Origin of the sequence: Chitinimonas sp. BJB300, from assembly GCF_002735695.1 — a bacterium.
GTDB lineage: Bacteria > Pseudomonadota > Gammaproteobacteria > Burkholderiales > Chitinimonadaceae > Chitinimonas.
This window is the reverse complement of sequence record NZ_PDZH01000008.1, coordinates 37,254-60,478: the sequence shown is the minus strand read 5'-3', so window position 1 is coordinate 60,478 and position 23,225 is coordinate 37,254. Positions and strand designations below refer to the sequence as shown.

Here is a 23,225-nt window from a genome sequence, read left to right as displayed (position 1 = left end):
TACCATCGCCGACAAGCCCGTTGCTGTCGCCGCACCAAACGTGCTCAGCAAATAGTCGGTGTACAAATCGAGTTCTTTGTTCTTCATGGCGACAGGTTATCGTATGCACTGCGTAACATCAGTTATTAAAACACTTTCAACGCTTTCCTCACGGCCGCGTAGTGGGATCGTGAACAGGTTCTTAAAAAGCGCTCACCAGCGGTTCGGCATACTGCTTCAGGCTACCTTGATACAGCTTACGGGCAATCGGACAGCATAGTTCCAACTCATGCGCCTTGTAGCCGCGTTGCATCAAGCCATACCAGCCCTGGGCGGGGCCAGGCATAAAACCGGCGTACGCAAAACCGGCGCGACGTAGCTGTTGCATTGCAGCGGGCGTATGTTGGTCCAGGCGCAATCGGAGGTAGATCAGGCGTTCCTTGGGCATTTGCGCCACTTCATCCACGTTGTCGGGGTGCAAGTCCGTCAGCGTTACCTCAATACGATGCTCATGGCTCGCCACCGCCATCGGGGTAGTAGCAAACGGAGAATCTATTCGAGAATGCGTGCCGAAACATTGCTCGATAGGGTCGAGCCAGTCTCGGCAGGATGCTGGCCAAGACAAGGAGGGCAAAGGATAGGGCTGTAAAGGCAGACAACCCAACACCACGCTTTCACGCCACTCGTTGCCGAATGGGGACGCCACATAGTCCAAGAGCAAGCCCGTGGTTTGGAAACCCAGTGTCTGCGCCAGACGCTGGCTTTGCGTGTGAGACGACACCTGCTTGATCGTCAACGTATGCAAACCACGCTCACGCGCATAGTCACGCAGATAGGCCCCCAACGTGGTGGCGATCCCCATGCCGCGTGCGCCAGGGTGAACAATATTGAGCGCCAGCTCGGCGCTGTCTGGACAATCGGCATGCATCCACAGCACGGCATGGCCGACAATCTGGTCTTCCACACAGGCCACCACCGAATGCCACCGCTGTTGTTCGTTATTGCGGCAAATCACCGATGGCAGATACACGTCCGGATAAACATAACAGTCGCCATACACCGTGCGAAACAGGGCGCTCACGTTGTCAGCATCTTCAGGTACGAAACTTCGGACCGAGACTGCGGATTTGTTCCATTTACTCATGCTGGCAGCTCCGCTTGCACCACATAGGAACGCTCGTCCACCACCCGCAACAACTTACCGGACCGCGGATGAAACGTCAGACTGTCGGCCGTGTGGCAAGCAATGCCAAAGCGCAGCAGGTTCCTTTGCGACAAAGTGCTGATCGTCGGATACTTCTCCAATAACGCAGCATAGAGCCCCTCTTCCACCACCCTCCGCACACCACCGTCCGGGGCAATCCGCAGGGTCAGCCTGTCCATACCGTCAACACGGTCGATCAACAACTGCCAGGGCACTGGGCCTAAATGCGCCTTCACGATACCGCCAATCTCCTCGGGGAATAAAGAGAGCGTGCCCAGCCGGACACGATGCCCCTGACTAGCGCGGCCCCGTAGTGCGAACTTGCGCTTCTCGGTTCCGTCCGCTTCACACCAGATTGCGAGGTCGCCGGTTGGATAACGAATCAGCGGCATCAACCGCCGTTGCAGGTTGGTCACGACCAATACCCCCGTCTGGCCTACTGCCTGGATGGGTTCACCCGTGATTTCATCAATAATTTCCACAAGGGCATCACCATCGAATACGCGATGCTCTCCCAACAGGCAGTCCGGTGTACTGGCGCCAATCAAGCCGGCATCGACGCTGGCACAGCCCACCGAGGCGTAACGGGCATTCGGCAAGACAAGCGCCAACATAGGCAGCTGTTCTTCAAACAGGCTTTCGCCGCCATACAGAACAAGCGTTACGCTGGTGAGCACCTGCCCGCGTTCGAGCAACTGGCTGGCAAAGCGCAGCAGTTGGGCCGGCACACAAGCCAGCACGTTGATTTGATGCGCTTCAATCGCTTGCGCCAGCGCGTTTGTCTCGACACCGCCAGTGAACGGGTACTCACAGACAGGCACGGGTGAGTGCGCCAGCGCCCCATGGATAAACAGGAAGCTGGTGTACAAATCACCCGCAAAAAACAAATTTGCCACCCGGTCGCCCGGATTCAGTCGCGTACCCACGCCTTGGCCAAAAGCATGTACAAAATCACACCATTCTTCACGGGAATACACCGACAACTTGCCATCGCCGGTTGAACCACCGGTTTTAAAAACATGGCCTTCAATCACCGGCCCGGTCAGTACCGGCCAGGACGACAAGGTTTGCGACTGCAGCCAGTACTGTGCAGGGTCGATTAGCGGCAATTCGTGTAGATGCCAACCGGAATGAGGAATATCACGGTACAGCGCCGCATAGAAAGGCGAATTTTGGCGTGCGTATTGCACGAGATGCTCAATGGGAAGGGTCATAGGTATTGCTTCCTGCAAGCAACCTCTCCGCGGTACCCATGCATCAGTCGACAGGGTGACGAAATGGCTGCTCGTTGTTGCGCTCATTTACACAAGCCGGCATACCGGCCTGTTGTGATGCGTCTGTTCTAAAGGGTTTGTACGGCCAAGGTAGCGCGGGTTTAAGCTGATCTGCTCCCCCTCCGGACATTGCTGCCTAGGGGAGGGGCAAATCGCAGTATCACAATGCAGTGGCACTGAATGGGTCCCGGATCGAGGATCTAACAAATCAGGACCCATCAAGCAGCCTATGCATCGCAAATTACAGGCGGATTAAGCTGCCCCCGCGGGTTCGGCAGTGTTGGTTGATACTAGCCGCCGCATATCCAGCACCAACGGTGTCTTGCCGCTTTGCGGGTGGCGTTGGAAATCCGTCGACAACTTATGGATCACCTCCAATTCCAGCAGCTGGGTCTTCAGCGCCTCTACCAACTCACTGCACTGGCTCAGATGCTGGCGGACATGTTCAACATCGCCTTCCGCCTGTACCACAAGGCGCTCCTTGCCACTGGCGGTGTTGTCAATCAAGAACTGCACCGGGACGCCAAATGCCTCGGCATTGAGCGCAGGGTTGAAAAAAACCGTACCTACTCGCAGCAGCTGGCCGTGCCTGCCGCATAGTTCGAAGCGCGGCGCAGGCAGCCCACATTCACACGGGCCGGTCACCCAACGGCCCAAATCGCCAAGGTCATAACGGGTTACCGCCTGCCCTTCGCGCGCGCGGGAGGTAAACAACAAGCGGCCGGCCACACCGGGCTCTGCGGGTTGATCTTGCTCGGCATCAACAATCTCCAGCCATTGGGTATCCGCCAACAGATGAAACACGCCATCGGGCGAGTCACCACAGGCGTGGCCTAACGGGCCCGCATCAACCGAGCCATAAATGGCCGAGCGGATCATCGATACGCCGAAACCGGCCAGGAACTCGCGTTGCTGGGGGTTCAGATGCTCGCCGCCCAGCATGATCTTTTGGACGCCACCGTAAGTCCGCAACCGAGTCTCTTCCCGCACAAACAAGCGATGAATCGTGCCGGGCATACCAATCAGCGTATTTATCCGCTGGTTGACAATCAGCTGGGCAATTTCGCTGTAGTCATCGTCACTCGGGCCACCCATGGGGAAATGCACGGCCGAAAGCTTGTCCAGAATGGTGAAGAAGCTTAATAAGCCGCCATACAGGTTGCCGCCATACAGCAAATTCATTACCCGGTCATTTGCTGGATCAAGCCCCGCCGCAAACAAGCCATCTGCCGCAGCTTGCATTTGCCGGTGATAGTCGCGATAGCTGAAGCCCGCAAGCTTGGGCTTGCCACTGCTACCACCGCTGCGGAAGAACAACTGCGCATCAGCCGTCATCGGTGTTTGCTGGAAAGCGACCTTATCCATAATCGGATGGGCAACCAAATCTTCTGGTTCCGCCGGGGGCTGATCGAGCGTGACATGGTTTGGCAAGGTGTCTGCCGCCAGACTCACCGATACCCGACGCGTCAGCCGTGCCAGGGCATACACGCCATCGTGCGGTTCACCTTCGTATCCATCGTGCATCGCGCCCGCTGACGTCACGCGGCTGACACCGGCGGCCAGCAACATCTGGCCTAATTGCGCCAAATCATTGTCGTGCGCCACCAAACCACAGGTTTGCAGCCGTGTACGCCAGGGTTGCAGCGTCCCTACCAGCTGCGCCCGCGGCACTGGCCGTAGCTGTACGGTGCGAAATAATGGCGAGGCCACCAAGGCGGCGGCTTGCGCCCAGATAATGCGCCAACCCACGCCCTGCCAGACATGCCCCGGCACATCGGAGAAACTCTGATCAAGCCGTGCGAAAGCAAGCTGAGTGCTAATTTCAGCAGACTCTTGCTCGCTAGGGGTCAGCCCGGGCCATTGCCGGGCGCGGCGTGCGAGTGCTTCGGCCAACTGGTCGCCCACTTTACGCAGTACGGCTGGGTCCTCGCTGTCCACCAACACACATTGCGGGCTGGAACAAGCCTGCTGGTCAAGACGACAAACCTCATCCGCTACGGCATCAAGTTGCGCCTCGCTCGCAGCGTTTGGCACCACATAAGCAAAGCTGATGCGGTGCCCCCAATCGATCCAGCGGCAACCAGCTGGCAACTGCCTGCGGATAGCAGTCAATGCCGTATCACCACCCCAGGCGGAAACCGCATCGGCGAGGCTGAACAGGCGGGTCAGATCAGCATTAGGCCAAGGTAACACAGCGAGATAATCTGCCAGCGTACCAGTGCTGTCATGGCGGAGGAAAGCCGCCAACAACGCAGCCGTACGTCCGTTATCGCTGCTACTGGGGCGTAGCCAGTTGATGTTGCCTACCAACAGGCTTTCCAACATGGCGAAGAAAGGCAGCAACGCCGAATTGGCGGGTGTGATATGCACCACTAAACCAAGCGGCCGCCAACTTTCAAAATGCGGGCTGCGGTAATCAATGCGGCGCAGCGAAAACGGCGTTTCACCCAACTCGCGGGCCAGCTTGGTCATCAGTGCATCACGCCGGCAAAAGCTATGCAGCGCAGTGCGGCTTTCCGCATCCAGCTCCAACGCATCGGGATCGTTCAATACCCATTGGGCAAAGCTTTCAGCACAAGCCAATACGGTGTCGCTATCCAGCCGCTGCGCCAGCGTCGTTGGCAACCGTGTCTGCAGTGACGCCAATACGTTGTCGGCTCCGGTCTGGGCCATGAGGGTGCCATGTGCGAGGTACATGCTTAGGACTCCTTGATCAATTCAGATGCCGCCAGCGCACAGCTGCGGCTTTTACTGGTGCCGGCGCGTCCCAGCAGTTCAAACCAGTCGGTTTCGATACCACAGCCACAGTCATGGCCCGGGTGCAAGATGGCCAAATCACTCATCACCACGCTGTGAGCAGGGCTGGAGGTGATGTAGGGTGATACGAAATGCAGAAAGCCCCTTGCGCCGTACGATTGCGTGGCCAAGGTCGCCGGATGGCGGATATAGGCGCGCGAATAGCTGGGAATATGAAAGCGATGATTCGGGCATTCGATATAGGGAACCGGGTGTTCCACCGCACCATAGCCATCCCGGCAGCGGATATCGGGGATGCCCAGTTGCTCGCCCAAGCGCCGATACAACATGGCTTTAGGAATGGCTTGGTCAGCATGGGTCTTCCAGCCGCCTCCCAGAAACACCAATGAATCGGGGTGCAGCTTCAAAGCTGGATAGCCCATTTCCCGCATACGTTCGAGCGCGAACCATAAAAATGCAGGAAAGCCGAAGATACGTACCGGCAAGCCTTCCTCAGCAAACTCCTGCAAGGCACGAATCACGCCAAACGGGTCGAACTCGTTACCATGGCCGTTATGCCGCAAGGCATATACTGCCCGGTTGATTGGCGCGTATTTGCACAGGAACTGGTCGGTATAGGCCGTACCGAGCGTGATCGTGCCAGCAGGCTCGTAACTCAACAGCAGGTAATTGCATGGCGTATCGGGCGTATTCCAGCCATACAGATTGAAGATACGGTCAACCATCGCCTGGGCAGCATCCAGACTGCGCCCGTCGTAGCGCATGCGGCTTTTCTGGCCGGTGGTACCCGATGAGGTCAACTCCAAAGCTTCTTCACCCGCTTTGCTCAGCAGCAGGCGACGCTTGAAGTAATTGGCAAACAGCGGCGGTAGGTTCGACCAGTCGTTTACATTTTCCAGCTTCGCCTTATCCCATCCATTGGACGCCAACCACTGGGCATAGCCCGGCGATTCGTCACAGTGATATTCAGTGAGTTCGCACATCGCGGCGTTAAACAACTGATCGCACGCGGCATCGGCACGATAGGGGGACTCGATGGCGCATAGCGCATCGACATGGGCGAGTGAAGCCACAAATGATCTCCTAAGGAAGATAAATAAGCTGAAGCGAAGGGAAGACGATGAAAATCAGACTGTTGCGGCAGTCATAGGCGAACGCTTGAGCAAGCACCATAGTGGCCAGAGCGCCAAACCCGCACCAATGCTGGCTGCAATGGCGAAGGCAGCCAGGCTGGCACCAGCACCCAGCGCCGCGAGTGCCGAACTACCCAGACCGATGGTGGCGACGGAAATCATCCCCAACATGGCTGCAACCGTACCCTTGCCGCTCTCGCTGGCAAACAGGGTCAGCCGATAGAGCGTTGCGTTGCAAATACCCATGCCGAAGGCGTAGATCGTCAAGCCCAACACCAGCGCCAATAAGTGGCCCGTAGCTAGGGTTACCCCCAGCATCAATAGCAAGCCACCAAAAATAGGCAGCAGCGATAAACGAATCAGCGCATCAAGTTCAAAGCGGGAAACGACATAATTCAGTGCCAGATTGCCCGCAATCAACCCACCAAAAATCGGCAACTGCCACAAACCATAAGCAATGGAACTCAACCCCAGGTTATTCATCAGCAGCAACGGCGCAAGGCCAATCCAGCCAATCAGCGGAATGCTGATCAGCCCCAACGCCAAACTACCCTGCATGAAGCGTGCATTGCCCAGCAATTCACGGTAGCTCGCCAAAATGCTTGCAAGATTAAGCGGTGCCGACTCAAGCCTGCTGCCATCTGTACGGGTAACGCCTATGGTTTCCGGCATGAAAAACCACAGCCCGATCAATGCCAAGACGCCACACAACCCCACGCCCACAAACAGCGTGCGCCACGTCAAGACCTCCAACAGCATACTGCCCAGCAATGGGCCCAAGAGGGGGGACAGCAAGGCGATATTGGCCAAAAGCGCCATGAGGCGAACCGCATCGGTTTCCTGAAAGGACTCTTGCAGTGCGGGATAGCTCACCACCACCACAAAGCCCAGCGCGATACCCTGAACAAAGCGCAATACATTAAATATATGTATGCCACCTACCAGGGGCGTGACCAGACAAGCCACAGCAAACAGCGTTGCGCCAATCAACAACAAGGGGCGACGACCAAATCGGTCCGACAACGGGCCGATGAGCCATTGGAAAGCGACGCCGCCCAACAAATAGGCGTTCAACGCCACAGGCACATGACTGACCGGTGCGCTGAGGTCTGCAACCACATACAACATGGCGGGCATCACAATATCGCTGCCGACGTAGGTCAAAAGTTCAAACGTGGCAAGCAGTAAACAAAAAAACAGCGCCTGGCGGGAGGAAATCGGCAATAACGAGCGGGAAAAAGAAGACATCGGGCCAACAATCTAGTTGAATCAATCAGTTACGGTAAATCGGCAGACTTTCTTTTATAGAGAAAGTCAAAAGAGGTACTGCAGAAAAATATCGAGCCTACAAACGAACAAATTTCCTTAACAACTTTTTAATAACCCGACGCTCTCGGAAAAACCCCTACAAGGGTGTGTTTTTCAAACACGACCCATCGCCAAGAAAATTAGATTAAAATAATCTAATAAATCAATATATTATGTCATTACCTCAACAATGGTCCTGCTACTTAATGATTAAAATAATTAGAACTATCACCACTATATAAAAATCAATATTTATGAACGTTAATAAATAAACTGTACAAATTTACAGATGATGTTGCGGATTTAGGTAGCACCCGATTACCAACCAAGGAATAAACGAACCGAAAAGTTGCCATGACAGTCTGATGCCGCTAAAGGCACAATCACGCCTCGTTTTAGAAAACCGCCTAAGGAATACCCATGCAAGTTCTTAATGCCAAACAAGGCATCAGCTTGGCACTTATCGCCACCCTATTCGCTGCGGGCTGTGCCAGCGACGGTAGCGGCATGAACAAAACAGGCCAGGGTGCAGTCATTGGTGCACTGAGTGGCGCCGTGCTCGGCGCAGCAATCAGCCATAAAAACCGTGGCCGGGGCGCACTGATTGGCGCAGTGGGCGGCGGCTTGGTGGGTACCGGTGTCGGCGCCTATATGGATAAGCAGCGCCAGGATCTGCAAAAAGCACTGGCGCCCGAAGTGCAGGCAGGCAACATCAACATCGCGCAGGCCGGTAACAATGTCATCAAGATCACCATGACGGCCGCCACTGCCTTTGATACCAACTCGGCATCAGTAAAGCCTGGCTTTAATGGCACCATGGACAAGATCGCCAAGGTGGTAAATGTGTACGGCAAAACCACCATCAGCATCATCGGGCATACCGATAGCCAAGGTAGCGATAAGCTCAATCAAGATCTGTCGGAAAGGCGTGCTGCCGCAGTAGCCGACCAGTTCCGCTCACGTGCGGTGATTGACGCGCGGCTTGATTCGCAAGGCCGCGGCAAGATGGAGCCGATTGCCAGCAATGCCAACGAAACGGGCCGGGCGCAAAACCGCCGAGTCGAGTTGTATCTGGAACCTATTGTCGCCAAGTAACGTACGCGCTCACCGTTCCAAATCCGCATTGTTTTAAAAGAACGCCGGCCCAAAGCCGGCGTTCTTACTTACATTACCCAACTCTTTTTGTCCGCAAGGCAAGCCCCGAATACATACAGCTTTTTGCCATTCAGCTCATCAGCCAATAGATTGGTTTTATCCGCTCACCACCGCTACGACGGATTGTTTTTTAAACACCCCGCTATAACAGATATACACAAAGTGGAAATATTTCGTTGCATATGCGGGTGCTAGACTCAGTTTCAGTATTCGAGCCTGTGCCACTTTTTTAAAGAAGCACATTCTTCATGGCCATCCTGCTTGGTAAATCCTGTCCCTTCGAGGCTTTGCATGTCCCGTCGTCCTGTCTTTTATCTAGTTGGTGTCAGTCTCGCCGCCTTGATTGCCTACGCGGCCTTCAAGCCAGCAGTCTCTGGCGATAAAAATAGCGGCGCAGGCGACCGCCCCAGCCAGATCAGCAGTGTATTAAGCCAAGCAGATGACGTAACGCTCCAGGTGGAAGCCCAAGGTACTGTGACGGCGCTGAATACCGTGGAACTACGACCCCAGGTATCCAGCACGGTACGCGAAGTACATATCAAAGAAGGCCAGGAAGTACGCGCGGGCCAGTTGTTGTTCAGCCTGGATACACGGGCCGACGCCGCCAAAGTGGCACAGACAGCGGCAGAACTCACGCAGGAAAAAGCCAAGCTGGCTGATGCCGAACGCAGCCTGAAACGCACTCGTGAACTGATGGGCCAGGGCTTCGTATCACAAAGTGCGCTGGATACAGCCCAAACCACACTGGACAGCAGCCGCGCCAGCGTAGCGGCAAAACAAGCATCGCTCGAAGCCACCCGTGTGGGTTTGGCTTACCAAACCCTAACTGCGCCATTGAGTGGCCGTACCGGCGCGATTGATATCCACCCTGGCTCGCTGGTGCAACCCAGCATGGCGGCGCCTTTGGTTACCTTGACGCAAACCGACCCCATTGCCGTCGCCTTCACCCTGCCCGAACGCGAACTGAATCGGCTGCTCGCCCTCCAGGCCGCCGGCCCTGCCGAGGCGGCTGTCCAACTCGGCAACGAACGCATCGTTGGCAAACTCAGCTTTATCGACAACACCGTCAATAGCGAAAGCGGCACTGTGCGGCTCAAAGCCGAATTCCCCAACACCAAGCACCTGCTTTGGCCGGGTGCATTTGTCCGCATCACCCTCAACCTCGGTGTGGAAAAAAACGCCGTCATCCTACCCAGCAGCGCCCTGCAAACTGGGCCTAAGGGCCAGTTTGTCTACGTGGTGGAACCGGATCAGACGGTGAAGATGCTGCCGGTACAGCTAAAACGTGTGATTACGCGTGAGGGTAAGCAGTTTGCCGTGATTGATGGTCTGCCCGGTGGCAGAAAAGTCGTGGCCGAAGGTGGCCAGAACCTGCGCCCTGGCGCGAAGGTTAGCGAAGGCTCAAATGAAAAGCTGGCCAAAAGTTAACCAACAGAATCCCCCCAAGACCCACAGTTTTCAAGCCACAAGTTAGCGCGACAACGATGTGGTATTGAGTAGCGCCCGACTGATCGCCGCCAGCCAGGCAATTGCCGGCCGGCCCATACGCCCCGTTCCACCCTGGTTCTGTCGACATGCATTTATCCGAACTCTGTATCCGCCGCCCCGTCATGACCTCGCTGTTGTCAATCAGCGTGGTCGTGCTGGGTTTGTTCGCCTACCAAAAGCTACCGATTGCCGCGCTACCGTCCTACGACACGCCCACCATCAATGTCTCGGCCAACCTGTCCGGCGCATCGCCGGAGACCATGGCTGCATCTGTCGCGACACCGCTGGAAAAACAGTTTTCAACAATTGCCGGCCTTAAGTTGATCACCTCCAGCTCGCGGCAGGGCTCGACCTCGCTGACACTGGAGTTTGATGACGATCGCGACATCGACAAAGCCGCCGTCGATGTACAAGCCGCCTTGCTGCAAGCGCAGCGTAGCTTGCCGGAGGACATGACCGACCTCCCTTCCTACCGCAAGGTCAACCCGGCTGATGCGCCGATCATCCTGATCAGCCTGACTTCGCCATCAATGCCGTTGTCGGAACTGAACAATTATGCGGAAAACCTGATCTCGCCCAGCCTGGCCACCATTGCCGGTGTCGCCCAGGTGAATGTGTTCGGGCAGCGCAAATTTGCTGTCCGTGTGAGCGTGGACCCGGACAAACTCACTGCGCGCGACCTCACCATGGGCGAAGTTGCCACCGCCTTGCGCGCCGCCAATGCCAATACGCCTGTTGGCGTGCTGGATGGACAGCGCCAACAGCTGATCATCGAAGCCAACAAACAACTCAACAACGCAGACCAATTTCGCAATCTGATCATCGCCCTGAAGAATGACCGACCGGTGCGACTTGGCGACATTGCCCATGTTGAAGACAGCATTCAATCCGTTACCTCGTCAGCGCTCATCAATGGCGAATTGGGTGTGGTCATGGGCGTGCAACGCCAACCCAGTGCCAATACTGTCGCAGTGATTGATCGCATCCGTGCTGTCGTGCCGGGCTTGGTTGAACAGATGCCCAGCTCGGTCAAGTTGGAATTTCGCAATGACCGCTCCTCGTCGATCCGCGACGCGATTGCGGATGTGAACTTCACCCTGTTTCTCACCATTGCCCTGGTGGTATTGGTGATCTTCCTCTTCTTGCGCCGCGCTACCGCCACGCTCATCCCAACCGTCACCCTGCCGGTGTCACTGATCTCCACCTTTGCGCTTATGGCGTGGCTAGGCCATTCGCTGAACAATATCTCACTTTTGGGCATCACCTTGGCGGTTGGCCTCGTGGTGGATGACGCCATCGTCGTGTTGGAAAACATCGTTCGCTACATCGAAGAGGGCATGCAGCCGCTGGAAGCCGCCATCAAGGGCGCGCGTGAAGTGGGCTTCACCATCGTGTCGATTTCGCTGTCGCTGGTGGCCGTGTTTATCCCCATCTTTTACATGCCCGGCGTCATCGGCAAGCTCTTTCACGAATTCGCAGTGGTGGTAAGTCTCGCCATTGTGGTATCCGGCCTCGCCTCGCTGACGCTTATCCCGCTGCTATGCGCGCGTTTTCTCAAGCATGAGGACCACGATCAACCAAGCAACCCCATCAGCCGGGTGTTCGAGCGCGGTTTCAATGCCCTGCTCAGCGCATACCAGGACACGCTCGACCTGGCGCTCAAACACCGCCGCATCGTCATGTGCGTGGCGCTGGCTACTTTCGGGCTCACAGCCTGGTTCTTCTACACCATCCCCAAGGGATTTTTCCCCGAGGAGGACATCAGCCAGATCACCCTGCGCACCGAAGCCTCGCTCGATACCGCCTATCCCACCATGATGAATCTGCAGGACCAGGTCGCACAAAAGGTTCGGCAGCACCCGAGTGTGACGCAGGTCGTTTCGATTGTGGGTGGCGGTATGAACAGCAACAACGGTGGGCGGATGTTCATTACGCTAAAGCCCAAAGCCGAGCGCCCGCCGATTCAGGCGGTGATTAGTGAGCTACGCAAGGCCACCGGCAATATTCCAGGCTTGCGCGTGTTCATGACACCTGACCAGAACCTGCAAATCGGCTCGGTGCAGACCAATAGCAAATACCAGTATGTGCTGCAAGCAGTGCAGTCCGATGCGCTCTACGATTGGTCGGAAAAGCTGGAAAAGGCGCTGCGCGAAGAAAAACTGCTGACCGATATCAGCAGCAATGCCCAGCGTAAAGGCTTGCAGGCCAGCTTGAAGGTAGACCGCGAGCAAGCCGCCCGATTGGGCGTCACCATGGCAGCCATGCGCGATGCCTTGTATGCCGCGTTTGGCGACCGTCAAGTAGCCACCATCTACACCGCGGTCGACGATTATGCCGTGATGATGCGTTTCGACGACCCATTCCGTACTGACGAGACAGCGTTGGAAAAAGTAAGAGTACGTTCCAATAGCGGCCAGTTGGTGCCTCTAAGCAGCTTCGCCACCGTAACGCGAACCATCGGGCCGACTTCAATCAGCCATCGCGGCCAGCTACAGGCTGTAACCTTGTCGTTCAATCTAACCGCGGGCGTTACGCTGGGCGATGCACTCAAACGTGTGGACGAAATCAAACGCGAAATCCAGATGCCCAATAGCATCCTGACCAGCCTTGGTGGTGATGCCGCAACTTTTGCCTCCAGCCAGACCAGCCAGGTCGCGCTCATCCTCATCGCCTTGGCGGTTATCTACGTACTGCTGGGTGTGCTATATGAAAGCTATATCCACCCCATCACCATCTTGGCCGGTTTGCCCTCAGCCGCGGTTGGTGCACTGGTCACCCTGCGGTTATTCGACAAAGATCTGAGCCTGATCGCCGTTATCGGCATCCTGTTATTGGTCGGCATCGTCAAAAAGAACGCGATCATGATGATCGACTTTGCGGTCGAAGCCCGCCACCGCGGCGAGATCGACCCGGTAAAAGCCATCCGCAATGCCTGCCTGCTGCGCTTTCGCCCCATCATGATGACAACGCTGGCCGCCATGATGGGCGCACTCCCCATCGCACTGGGCCATGGCGCCGGCGCAGAGTTACGCCAACCATTGGGCCTTGCCGTGGTAGGGGGGTTGATCTTCTCGCAGCTGATCACACTTTTTATTACCCCTGTGCTCTACCTGTTCTTTGATGGATTACAGGAACGCTTTACGCGCAAGTCACCCAAGACAGCTTGAACCTGTCTAAAGTCTCGCGTGCTAGGGCAAGATAAGGCGAAAACAGCCGAGGAAGCGGAGTTTACACAGGGTAAATGAGCATTACGAGGGTGTTTTCAACGCCATATTGCCGACGTGCAGCAGACAGTAGACAGGTTCTTAGAAATGGGTGGATTTTTTGTGCAATGAATTAAATCACCTTTGCTTAACCGGCAATAGCGGGTGAACGGCTACAACTTATTTTTAATAGAAAGAGTAGCAGCTACATGAAGATTCAGATTGATTACTGAGAATATACATATCTGACAGCAGCCTGCGCTTGATTTCGAACCTGTAATTTCTCATAAATGGCCGATTTCTGAACACGCACTGTATTCACGCTTTTATTTAGAATCAAAGCCACTTCTTTAACGGTTTTACCCATTACCAACAAATCCAGCACCTTTCGCTCGGCTTGGGATAGTAATTGCAGCCCAGGCATGAAATGTTCACGCCTTATCACCGCTTCAGACATTTCCATCATTGTCCCCCTTTAGCGCCCTCATAAACCAAGCCAGAGCTTCTTCAGTGAAAATACGGGCTTGGTAGAGCGTGGAAGATCCACGCTCTACCAAAGCATGTTGAATTAGTCGGACTCATATTCCTTCGACAATAATCTGGCTTTTGGCATCACGCAGCATGGTCTTTAACGAAGGCAGCATTGCCTCGAAATCAGCCGGCATACACACCACCTGCCCGATAGACTTCACCTCTAGCTCACGCTTTACCGATACTTTCTGCCCTTCCAATTTGTAACTGGCGTTATATAGGAAGTAACGGTCCTCCAATTTAACCGGCTTGGGCATGGACACGACTTTCACATTATTCGGCAATACATAGCTGGCTTCCTCGGTTGCTTTACCAGAAGAGCAGGGGAATGGTTGGGTTCGGACAGGTTCCGGCAAATAACTGGTGATTGCATCAGCCACACCGCCGGATAAGCTGCTTAGTGTGGGCATACCTACAGGACCAGGAAATGCAGCATAGCTTTCAATTTGTGCTTTAAACGTTAATCCCTGCTGGTCACGTTGGGTACGATCTGCATCCAGAACCAAGGTCCCCTCCCCTTTCAAGCCACTGCGCAGCAATAGATTCTTAACCATATTGGCTTGTTCAGTTTCCGGCATATTACGGAATACATAACGATTCAACTCCGCCCCCCAGCCCAGTAACTTTTGCGTGCCCATCAGTTGGGCCGCACCACTTTCCTGAAGAACGAATTGCATCTGTGACTGCGCTTCACTTTTTTGCAGAGCAGGCGTTCTTGCCAAATGGCCACTTTTTGTCAACAGCACAGATTTGCCTCGCTCACCCGGCCCAAGAAAACCAGCGCCCAGTGCCGCAGCGGTTGAATCGGTATAAAGATCCAACGAGGGGATGTAGGTAATCGCATGATTGAATGCACCTACAACCGGCACCTCGGGCAGTCGATAGCTATTGTTGTTATTGATCAATGCTGTGGTGCTGTCGATATCCACTGCTGCCAACAGAGCTTCCAGCAGAGTCGTATGGTCTTTGCAGTCACCATAACGATTACTCAGCACATCTTCTGCCGCATGAGGAACCACCCCCCCACGGCCCAGGTAAATCGCCACATAGCGAATGTTTTGGCGTACCCAGTCCGACAAAATCATGGCTTTACTACGCGCATCCGATACGCCTTGGGTCAACTCCTTTGCCAACGCGGTAAGTTTAGGTGTCGGCTTGGCTTTCTCGGCGACACCTTGCTCATAGGCCTTTGCCAATTCGGCATAGTCCTTGAAGGTGCTGACCTGCAAACGATCGCCATAATCGATATAGGCAACAGAACCCGCTTCGATACGATCCTTAGGCTTCAACCCATAGCGCCACTCATAGACTTTGCGCCCCTTGGCAGCCAGGGCGGGAACCGCCACATAACCGTGCGCCTCCACCTTCAACGCAAGGCTATCGGGCACGTCAAATATCGCTGTGGATTCCTTATGGGGATTAAATTCAGGTAGCGTGGTACTGGTGAAATAACCCGGAAAGACCGGCTGGCGCTTGCGTGAGTACTTGAAATAAGCGCGATCTCCTACCGCGAGGTCGGGGAAGACAATCACCTTGTACTCACCATCATTGAACATAGGTGCATTGCTGGACACCGGATCAGCCTGTGTCTTGATTTGCTCCGGCGTGACGGGCACCTTCCTGCCATCCGCTTTGAGCGTGTAGGCTTCCAGCGAAACCAACTGATCAAGCTGTTTGTTCAGATAGATGTATTGCTGGCCTTCTTGCTGAAGGGCGCGTTCTTCACGTAGCAGCAGTTGCACTTCATTGCTGGCTAGATAACTGCCATCGGCTTCGATACGGTAGTACACATTATTTTTTTCGATCAAGGTCGCAGGATCATCCCCCAACTGAGCTGCTTGAACAGAGGGTATGAGCGCGCTGATTACGAAAGCTAGAACGGTTTTTTGCATCATTAAATTCTTTAGTGGGTTACTAAGGGTAGGTCTTCGAACCTGTTCACGACTTTATGTAGGCAACAATCTCAAAGGTCAAAACAAAGCGTACTGCAACAGTGAAAACAAACGCTAATAAAGTGCATTTATTAGAAAACAAAAAAATCCCTTGACCACCAAGTGGCCAATATCACCTTTTGGGCTTGCAAGCCCCTGCTCTCAGCTTTATTGCCTTACAGTGAAACCTCGCAACGATGGTTAGCTAAAGACTTCAAATACGGCTTAAAAAGCCTCCTGATTTCAACAAACCGACACACAAAGAAAATATTCTTCGTCTGTGTTTCAAATCTGGATACCTATTCAGAAAAGATTGGCACATCCAATCATAAGCAACGCAAGGTCAACGAGCACTTTAATCGGTGGTAGTTAGCTTTAGCATTCAGCTAAAAATCAGATTTTACTAATTTATAAAAATACTGAATTCAAATATTTGGTATCAATACCACACCGATAGATTGGCTTAGCCTTGCTAGGGAAAGTCCGAGCTGTAATAAAAGCGACTTATTAATCAAGCAAGCAGGGTGCTTCTGGCTGTGCATTTACTCTAGGCTGGGACATATTAACGTTACAACACAGTAAATATCTAATTTACAAAATGGTGGAATCCGGTCTGCTGACGTATATATCCATGAAAAGGCTACACAATCAATCTTAGTGTGTGCGCAAATACCCAATCCTTACCTAGCATGCGCTTGATCTATAAGGATGATTTCTTTTGAACATCCCATCGCGCCGCTGTAACACCAAGCACCACACAAATCCCTAACAATGAGCACCTCAAGCACTATTAACCCACCTAGATACAGAAAGACCGATGCAAATGCATCGGCCTTTGTTGTATTTACATCAAACTTACAGTCTTACCAAGAGAGGTTGAGTGTGTACATACCATTGGTACTGCCGGTAAGGCCCGACTCATAAACTACGCGAGCGTAATAGACGGCACTGGTAGACGTATAATTCTTGACGGAAGCGACATCGACCCGACCCTCGCCCAAGATACTCTTTGCCACTTGGTTGCCTTCCGCGTCGTACAGGTAAAGATCATAGTCGGCCTTTTTGGGGCTGGTCAGTTTTCCAACCAGGGTATGACGAGCCGGCACCGTCACCTTGAAGTAGTCCTTATCCAAAGCGAGCGCAATAGTGCCACTCATGGTCGCTGGCGCAAGTACTTCATTGGCCGTTTCCATCGAGTTGTTTGGCTCGACTTCATTACTGCCTGCTGGCGGCCTGGTACCGCCAATGGCTGCTTGTACTGCTGCATACGCATCGAGCATACCAGCACCACAACCACGACAGCTCGCCACAAAAGGCTTGGCAGACGACTTTAGCAAGCTTTCCACTTCGTCCGGCGTAAGTGAAGGCTTGGCGGATATCATCAATGCCGCAACTGCTGAGACGTGCGGAGCCGCCATTGATGTGCCCTGATAGTAGGCATAGCTGTCTGCACCCGGCGCAGACAATCCATTATTCAATATCGAAAGCGTGCCATCACTATCGCCCGTACTTTGGTCGCCCCCTGGTCCTGAAATATCGACCAGATTGCCGAAGTTGGAGTAATAAGCGCGGGTACCCGTCTTGCCATAGGCAGCAACCGCAATCACACCTGAACAGTTAGCCGGGCTGGAACGGCTTACATCGCGCGTCTCATTACCCGCCGCCACTACTACCACGGCACCATTGGCACGTGCTGCATCTATCGCGTTCTGGCTGGTGACATCACATGCGCCACCACCACCAAGTGATAGGTTTAACACACGGGCTGGATGGGTATTGTGTGGTAAACCCGTTACCTCGCCACCCGATGCCCAGATCATGGCATCAGCAATATCAGCAGTGTAACCGCCGCACCTGCCCAGAACTCGCATCGGCACAATCTTGGCCCCAGGGGCAATCCCCGCCACGCCAATACCATTGTTTGCGATGGCAGCAATGGTGCCGGCTACATGGGTACCATGCCAACTGGAGTGAGTAGCAGGTTCGCCAACACCACACTCACCCTCATTGGTCGCATCACCCGGATCGCTAGCATCTGCATCGCGGCCGTCACCATCGTTGGACATCACTACATCATTCACCATGTCGTAACCACCGACCACATTGGCGGCCAAGTCTGCATGCGGCCGGTAGCCTGTATCGATAACCGCCACGTTTACCCCGGTGCCAGTAGAGTGATCCCAAGCCCCCAGCACATTGATGCCTACTGATGTATTTTGCAGATCCCACTGCTCGAACCAGTGACTGTCATTGGGCGCTGCAGCCATATGATGTAACAAGCGATCCGGCTCTGCGTATTCAACGGTAGGGTCGCTCTTGGCGATCCTGCTGGCCATGGCGGCAACTTCAGTCAGCGGCCGTGCGCGGTCCAACTTCCAAACCTGGGCACCCAGCCCCGTCCCACGCACAAACTTTACCGATACACCAAGCTGGCTGCCTGCAGCTTGCATGCGACCTTGCCTTTCAGATTGCAAGGTGGCAACTGCAGTTGCAGAATTTGGGCTGGCCAGGACACTGGAACTGATCGCATCGGCACGGTACTTAACAATGATTCGATCGGTATTGATAGGCTTGCCATTCACGGCAACATCCTGTGCAGCGAATGCCGTACTCAGTGCCATTCCCAGCGCAATCGCCAAGCGGCTACGAAGAAAAAGCGGTGCCCACTGATTGCAGTATTTCATCACATTGCTCCATTTTATATTGTTGCTTCGCACCGGGGCTCTGCCGGCGCTGGATGTGATCCACCCGCAGCAGTCCACGAATGGACTACAACAGGAGAGCCTGGAGGGGGTGTCGGAGAGACTGGTATAAACCAGCCGGCGCCAATTAACTGGGCGGAAAAGAAACCGAAAAACTGCTATGCGAGTGGTAGTGAATACCTCTATGAGTCGAGGTATCTGGTAAAGCGGATAAATACGACGAATACATGCGCAACCCTCCGACAGACGCCAGAGCACCAGCTCTTGGCGGTCAAGACAAAATCGGTTTGTCGTACAAAAAGGTACGACGACTTAAAGCAGCAATATGTCGAGGGATCATCCCGCATTGTGATGAGCAATCACGCTGCCGGGAAGACCGGTCTAGCGCCGATCTGTATGTAAGATCAATGTATGCGTATTCAGAAGCAGTCACAATATATTGTTATTCGACTGTAACTTAGTTACAACATTAAGACGTGCGCAATAACAACATTTAAAGCCGACATCATACAAGTCTTTGTTTTAATTATTTTTTTACATCAACACAGACCCAAAGGCTTCATATACACACTAGAATATGGATATAACATCCAGCATGAAGCGTCCCATTTGTTTCATCTCCGGCTTTGCACCATCTGCTGGACGATGCCTGTGCGCCAAGCAAAAGACACTACCAGTGCACTTGTAATTCGCCGGGGAGTAGATGGACATGGCAAGCAAGGCGGGGCAGTGCCGGCGTGTCGGGCAAATACGCCGCAACCCGCTGCGCTTCATTAAGCAAGCGCATGCGCACCAAGACATTCCTCTCCTTGCCGCCCATTACCAGTTCACCCGGCTGGTCTGCATGCTGCAAATAAACCAGACAAGCACCACAAGTACCCTGGCCGCAACGCCAATACAGCGGTAATTGCCCATCGCCGGCCAATTCACGCACCACGTCGATCAATAACCCACTACTAGGAGTAGTGAATTGAAGTGGCTCCCCCATCCCACCTCCTTGCAATATCAATTTCGTTTCAGGCATTTCCGGCATGATGTTTAAGCTCCGTTGACATGATTCTTCCGGTTGTTCAGAGGCAAGTTGTTGCAGTAGGGCTGGGCTCTGCTAGCTTTAATTTTACTGCGCCCGAAAAGTCAAAGCGCAGCTGTACCACCTAGGCTTTGCCAAGTCGCCTGAACAGATTTCATATAAGCCGCTGTTTATGCGTAAAAGCAGGGAACACCGTGTGCTAAGCTCGCTGGAAACCGTATCAGGCAAGCCATTCCCAACTTATGAAACCGCTTTTCACCCTACTTTCACCACTATTGCTCAGCCTGATGGCGCTGGCGCCCCGTGCCGCCCTTATCGACGATATGCTCAAAGCCCGCGACTACACCCGGCTGGGCCAGTTGGACAAGGTTGCCGAACTCACTGCACGTACCGATGGCACGGCGCTAGAAATGTACCCACGGTATTGGATCATCTCGTCGCAGATCGACCAGATGCCCGAATCGGAGTTGAATTTCTTCCTGGAGCGCTATGCCGGCAGTTACCTTGCCGAGCGCCTACGGGGTGAATGGCTGAAAAGCTTAGGCAAGCGTGGCCAATGGACCTTGTTTGAAAGGGAATGGCCCAAGCTCGCAAGCTGGGAGGCCGGCAGCGAATTACACTGCTATCGCCTGCAATTTGCATTGCAGCGCAATGACACGCGCGAAGTAGTCCGTGATGGTCGTCCGCTCTGGTTCAGCGCGCGCGGCCTTAATGAAGCCTGCGCCCCTGTCTTCGATGCATTGTTTGCCAATGGCAGTCTGCAACAGGATGACGTGTGGAAGCGCATTCGTCTCGTTCTGGAAGCCAATAATCCTGATTTTGCTGCCCAATTGCTACCACGTATCGGCAATCCTGCCGGCATAGACCGTAAACGCTTGCAAGCCGTCGCAAACAACCCCGCCAAAGCGATCAACAACCTCGCCTTCAATAGCCGTGGCGGCCGGGAAGCGGCGCTCTTCGCCATCAACCGGGCAGGCCGGGCCGACGCCGACAATGGCAGAAATCTGCTGGAGAAGATAGTCAGTCACCTACCTGAAGCAGACCGACGCTACGCATGGAGCCGACTAGGCTATCACGCTGCCCGCCAACTACGCGATGAAGCATTGGAATACTACCAACGTGGGTTAAACCTTCAACAACTGGATGATGAGTCACGCGACTGGTTTGTACGTGCAGCACTGCGGGCAGGCAATTGGAATCTGGTAGCCAATGGTATTGATGCCATGCCTGCCGAAAAGCAGAAAGACGCCGCCTGGCGATACTGGCGCGCACGTGCCTTCGCCCAGGCAGGCCAGGTGCCAGAAGCAAATCGCCGTTACGCTGAACTGGCCGGTGAGCATCATTTCTACGGCCTGTTGGCCCGTGAAGAAATCGGCCCTATGGTGGAGCCAAGCCGCGCAACCTACAAACCCAGTACCGCCGAGCTGCAAGCGATTCGCCAACTGTCCTCTGTCGAACGCGCGCTGGCGCTCAATAACCTGGAATGGCGCACTGAAGCAATCCGTGAATGGAACTGGGGCATGCGCGGGCTGACCGACAATCAACTGCTAGCCGCCGCAGAAGTCGCCCGCCAGACCCGTTGGTACGACCGTGCAATCTACTCGGCGGAGCGCACAAAGGATCTACATGACTTCAGCCTGCGTTTCCTGGCTCCCTATCGTGAAGTCACTCAGGTTTATGCCCGCCAGATCGACCTGGATGAGGCCTGGATCTACGGTTTAATTCGCCAGGAAAGTCGTTTTATCAGCGTGGCAAAATCTGGCGTTGGCGCCCAAGGCCTGATGCAGCTGATGCCGGCAACAGCCACCTGGGTAGCCAAGAAAATCGGCATGCGCAATTACAACCCGGCCGCAGTCAATGAGATTGGCACCAACGTGCAACTTGGTACCTACTATCTAAAGCACGTGCTGGAAAGCCTGGGCGACCAACCCGTACTGGCGACAGCGGCCTACAACGCAGGCCCGGGCCGAGCAAGGGTCTGGCGATCGTCCCGGTCGATGGAAGGCGCAATCTACGCCGAGAGTATCCCCTTCGCCGAGACACGCGATTACGTGAAAAAGGTCATGGCCAATGCCATCTACTATTCGCAAGCATTCGGTCAAGGCGAAACCTCACTCAAGAAACGCTTGGGTACCGTGCCTGGCCGTAGCGGTACAGAAGCCCCCCTGGATGACACACCTTGAGCCTGTCTAAAGTCTCGCGAGCTAGGGCAAGATAGGGCGAAAACAGCCGAAGAAGCGGCGTTCAAAAGTGGTAAATGAGCATTCCGAGGACGTTTTCAACATCATATTGCCGACGCGCAGCAGATTTTAGACAGGTTATTAGAACCTATTTACGAGTTTTACTGCACAGCCGTGATCAGGGCTCATTATATTTACAGCCCTACCCTGCACAACAACACCCCGTTCCAAGGAAATGCAATGCCTATACCTAGCAACACCCGCATTCTGGTCATTGGTGGCACTGGCTTCATCGGCTGCAGTTTGGTTGAGCGATTGGCGGCGCGTGGTCATACCGTTACCCTACCCTGCCGGAATCGTGAAAAGGTCAGGGAGGACCTGATCCCCTTACCGGGTGTTACCGTACTTGATGCCGATGTACACAATCCCAAAATACTGGCCGAATTGATGGTTGGACACGCAGTGGTCATCAATCTGGTGGGCATCTTGCACGGCAGCCGGGCGCAATTTCACCGCGCCCACGTTGAACTGACGGAGAAGATCATGGCCGCCATGCAACAAGCAGGTGTACGGCGCTATCTGCATATGAGTTCGCTGGGGGCAAATACCACGGGGCCGTCGCATTATCTGCAAACAAAAGGTGAAGCCGAAGCCAAGGTACGCAATAGCGACTTGGACTGGACAATATTCCGTCCCGCCGTCGTGTTCGGCTCCGGCATATGCTTTCTCAGCAAATTCGCCAGCTTGGTCAAAATGGCACCGCTCATCCCACTGGCTGGCGCTTCAGCCCGTATGCAACCAGTGTGGGTTGAAGATGTCAGCCGGGCTTTTGTCCGCGCACTGGAAGACGACAGCCTGCGCAAACAGTCCCTGAGCCTGGTGGGGCCAACCGTCTACACCCTGCAGGAACTTATGCAATACGTGGGCCAGACTGCCGGCACACCTCGGCCAGTCATCGCCATTCCTGATTGGGCAGGCCGATTACAGGCCGCAGCCCTGTCTATCCTGCCCAACCCGCCGTTGAGCAGCGATAACCTGAATTCGCTGAAAGTCGATAGCGTGGACCCGGCAGGATTCGCCCCCTTGCTAGGCTGGCGACCAACCGCTCTGGAAGCCATTGCGCCGATGATTCTCGCCAACGGCCGGGCTCGCGATCGTTATCTCGCACTGCGTAAGCGACATCGCCACATTTAACCAAACCGCATTTGGCGCTGCCCGGCACAGATAACGCACGCCCAATTTCTATCGATTACTCTTAGAACCTGTCTAAAGTCTCGCGAGCTAAGGCAAGACAAGGCGGAAACAGCCGAGGAAGCGGAGTTTACGAGTGGTAAATGAGCATTTCGAGGG

14 protein-coding genes are annotated in these 23,225 nt (G+C 54.4%); 5 read left to right on the top strand and 9 right to left on the bottom strand.

Going from position 1 to position 23,225, the window contains the following annotated elements; genetic code table 11:
* Positions 1-181: 181 nt before the first annotated feature.
* The 5 genes from CSQ89_RS02600 to CSQ89_RS02580 form a co-directional block, all read right to left on the bottom strand.
* A complete protein-coding gene (locus tag CSQ89_RS02600; RefSeq protein ID WP_099404636.1) occupies positions 182-1,123 on the bottom strand; it encodes a GNAT family N-acetyltransferase in 942 nt (313 codons plus the stop codon).
* On the bottom strand, positions 1,120-2,397 hold the full coding sequence (locus CSQ89_RS02595; RefSeq protein WP_099404635.1) for a phenylacetate--CoA ligase family protein: 1,278 nt from the start codon (positions 2,395-2,397) through the stop codon (positions 1,120-1,122). Before CSQ89_RS02595 ends, CSQ89_RS02600 begins: the two co-directional genes overlap by 4 nt.
* A 312-nt stretch (positions 2,398-2,709) precedes the next feature.
* Positions 2,710-5,154, bottom strand: a complete 2,445-nt coding sequence (locus tag CSQ89_RS02590; RefSeq protein WP_099404634.1) for an acyl-CoA reductase — start codon at positions 5,152-5,154, stop codon at positions 2,710-2,712.
* Positions 5,155-5,156: 2 nt separating this feature from the next.
* Positions 5,157-6,287 carry a LuxE/PaaK family acyltransferase gene (locus tag CSQ89_RS02585; RefSeq protein ID WP_099404633.1) on the bottom strand — a complete coding sequence of 377 codons (1,131 nt, stop codon included), beginning with the start codon at positions 6,285-6,287 and terminating at the stop codon, positions 5,157-5,159.
* A 54-nt stretch (positions 6,288-6,341) separates the two neighbouring features.
* Positions 6,342-7,595 carry an MdfA family multidrug efflux MFS transporter gene (locus CSQ89_RS02580; RefSeq protein WP_099404632.1) on the bottom strand — a complete coding sequence of 418 codons (1,254 nt, stop codon included), beginning with the start codon at positions 7,593-7,595 and terminating at the stop codon, positions 6,342-6,344.
* 480 nt (positions 7,596-8,075) lie between these two features.
* Here CSQ89_RS02580 and CSQ89_RS02575 point away from each other — a divergent pair, with 480 nt between their 5' ends.
* From CSQ89_RS02575 to CSQ89_RS02565, 3 genes are all read left to right on the top strand, one after another.
* Positions 8,076-8,750 carry an OmpA family protein gene (locus tag CSQ89_RS02575; RefSeq protein WP_099404631.1) on the top strand — a complete coding sequence of 225 codons (675 nt, stop codon included), beginning with the start codon at positions 8,076-8,078 and terminating at the stop codon, positions 8,748-8,750.
* Positions 8,751-9,101: 351 nt separating this feature from the next.
* Positions 9,102-10,238 carry an efflux RND transporter periplasmic adaptor subunit gene (locus CSQ89_RS02570; RefSeq protein WP_099404630.1) on the top strand — a complete coding sequence of 379 codons (1,137 nt, stop codon included), beginning with the start codon at positions 9,102-9,104 and terminating at the stop codon, positions 10,236-10,238.
* 146 nt (positions 10,239-10,384) lie between these two features.
* Positions 10,385-13,465 carry an efflux RND transporter permease subunit gene (locus CSQ89_RS02565; RefSeq protein WP_099404629.1) on the top strand — a complete coding sequence of 1,027 codons (3,081 nt, stop codon included), beginning with the start codon at positions 10,385-10,387 and terminating at the stop codon, positions 13,463-13,465.
* Between the two features lie 262 nt (positions 13,466-13,727).
* On the opposite strand, the gene CSQ89_RS02560 is transcribed toward CSQ89_RS02565, so the two are convergent.
* The 4 genes from CSQ89_RS02560 to CSQ89_RS02545 all read right to left on the bottom strand — a co-directional run bounded on the left by CSQ89_RS02560 (position 13,728) and on the right by CSQ89_RS02545 (position 19,653).
* Positions 13,728-13,958 carry a response regulator transcription factor gene (locus tag CSQ89_RS02560; protein ID WP_158228878.1) on the bottom strand — a complete coding sequence of 77 codons (231 nt, stop codon included), beginning with the start codon at positions 13,956-13,958 and terminating at the stop codon, positions 13,728-13,730.
* Positions 13,959-14,079: 121 nt separating this feature from the next.
* Positions 14,080-15,840 carry a DUF3857 domain-containing transglutaminase family protein gene (locus CSQ89_RS02555; RefSeq protein WP_158228877.1) on the bottom strand — a complete coding sequence of 587 codons (1,761 nt, stop codon included), beginning with the start codon at positions 15,838-15,840 and terminating at the stop codon, positions 14,080-14,082.
* 986 nt (positions 15,841-16,826) lie between these two features.
* Positions 16,827-18,647 (bottom strand): S8 family peptidase, encoded by a 1,821-nt coding sequence (locus tag CSQ89_RS02550; protein WP_099404626.1) that lies wholly within the window; start codon positions 18,645-18,647, stop codon positions 16,827-16,829.
* Positions 18,648-19,335: 688 nt separating this feature from the next.
* Entirely contained in the window at positions 19,336-19,653 is a 318-nt protein-coding gene (locus CSQ89_RS02545; protein WP_158228876.1) for a 2Fe-2S iron-sulfur cluster-binding protein, read from the bottom strand.
* A 284-nt stretch (positions 19,654-19,937) separates the two neighbouring features.
* On the opposite strand from CSQ89_RS02545, the gene CSQ89_RS02540 reads away from it, so the two are divergent.
* Positions 19,938-21,878, top strand: a complete 1,941-nt coding sequence (locus CSQ89_RS02540) for a lytic transglycosylase domain-containing protein (protein WP_099404624.1) — start codon at positions 19,938-19,940, stop codon at positions 21,876-21,878.
* Positions 21,879-22,115: 237 nt separating this feature from the next.
* Entirely contained in the window at positions 22,116-23,069 is a 954-nt protein-coding gene (locus tag CSQ89_RS02535) for a complex I NDUFA9 subunit family protein (protein WP_099404623.1), read from the top strand.
* Positions 23,070-23,225 lie beyond the last annotated feature (156 nt).

Excerpts from the sequence above, each read along its gene's own strand:
- CSQ89_RS02560 (WP_158228878.1), bottom strand. The coding sequence starts at position 13,958 with ATGTCTGAAGCGGTGATAAGGCGTGAACATTTCATGCCTGGGCTGCAA.
- CSQ89_RS02545 (WP_158228876.1), bottom strand. The coding sequence starts at position 19,653 with ATGGGGGAGCCACTTCAATTCACTACTCCTAGTAGTGGGTTATTGATC.
- CSQ89_RS02595 (WP_099404635.1), bottom strand. The coding sequence starts at position 2,397 with ATGACCCTTCCCATTGAGCATCTCGTGCAATACGCACGCCAAAATTCG.
- CSQ89_RS02540 (WP_099404624.1), top strand. The coding sequence starts at position 19,938 with ATGAAACCGCTTTTCACCCTACTTTCACCACTATTGCTCAGCCTGATG.
- CSQ89_RS02575 (WP_099404631.1), top strand. The coding sequence starts at position 8,076 with ATGCAAGTTCTTAATGCCAAACAAGGCATCAGCTTGGCACTTATCGCC.
- CSQ89_RS02590 (WP_099404634.1), bottom strand. The coding sequence starts at position 5,154 with ATGTACCTCGCACATGGCACCCTCATGGCCCAGACCGGAGCCGACAAC.
- CSQ89_RS02580 (WP_099404632.1), bottom strand. The coding sequence starts at position 7,595 with ATGTCTTCTTTTTCCCGCTCGTTATTGCCGATTTCCTCCCGCCAGGCG.
- CSQ89_RS02550 (WP_099404626.1), bottom strand. The coding sequence starts at position 18,647 with ATGAAATACTGCAATCAGTGGGCACCGCTTTTTCTTCGTAGCCGCTTG.
- CSQ89_RS02600 (WP_099404636.1), bottom strand. The coding sequence starts at position 1,123 with ATGAGTAAATGGAACAAATCCGCAGTCTCGGTCCGAAGTTTCGTACCT.
- CSQ89_RS02570 (WP_099404630.1), top strand. The coding sequence starts at position 9,102 with ATGTCCCGTCGTCCTGTCTTTTATCTAGTTGGTGTCAGTCTCGCCGCC.
- CSQ89_RS02565 (WP_099404629.1), top strand. The coding sequence starts at position 10,385 with ATGCATTTATCCGAACTCTGTATCCGCCGCCCCGTCATGACCTCGCTG.
- CSQ89_RS02535 (WP_099404623.1), top strand. The coding sequence starts at position 22,116 with ATGCCTATACCTAGCAACACCCGCATTCTGGTCATTGGTGGCACTGGC.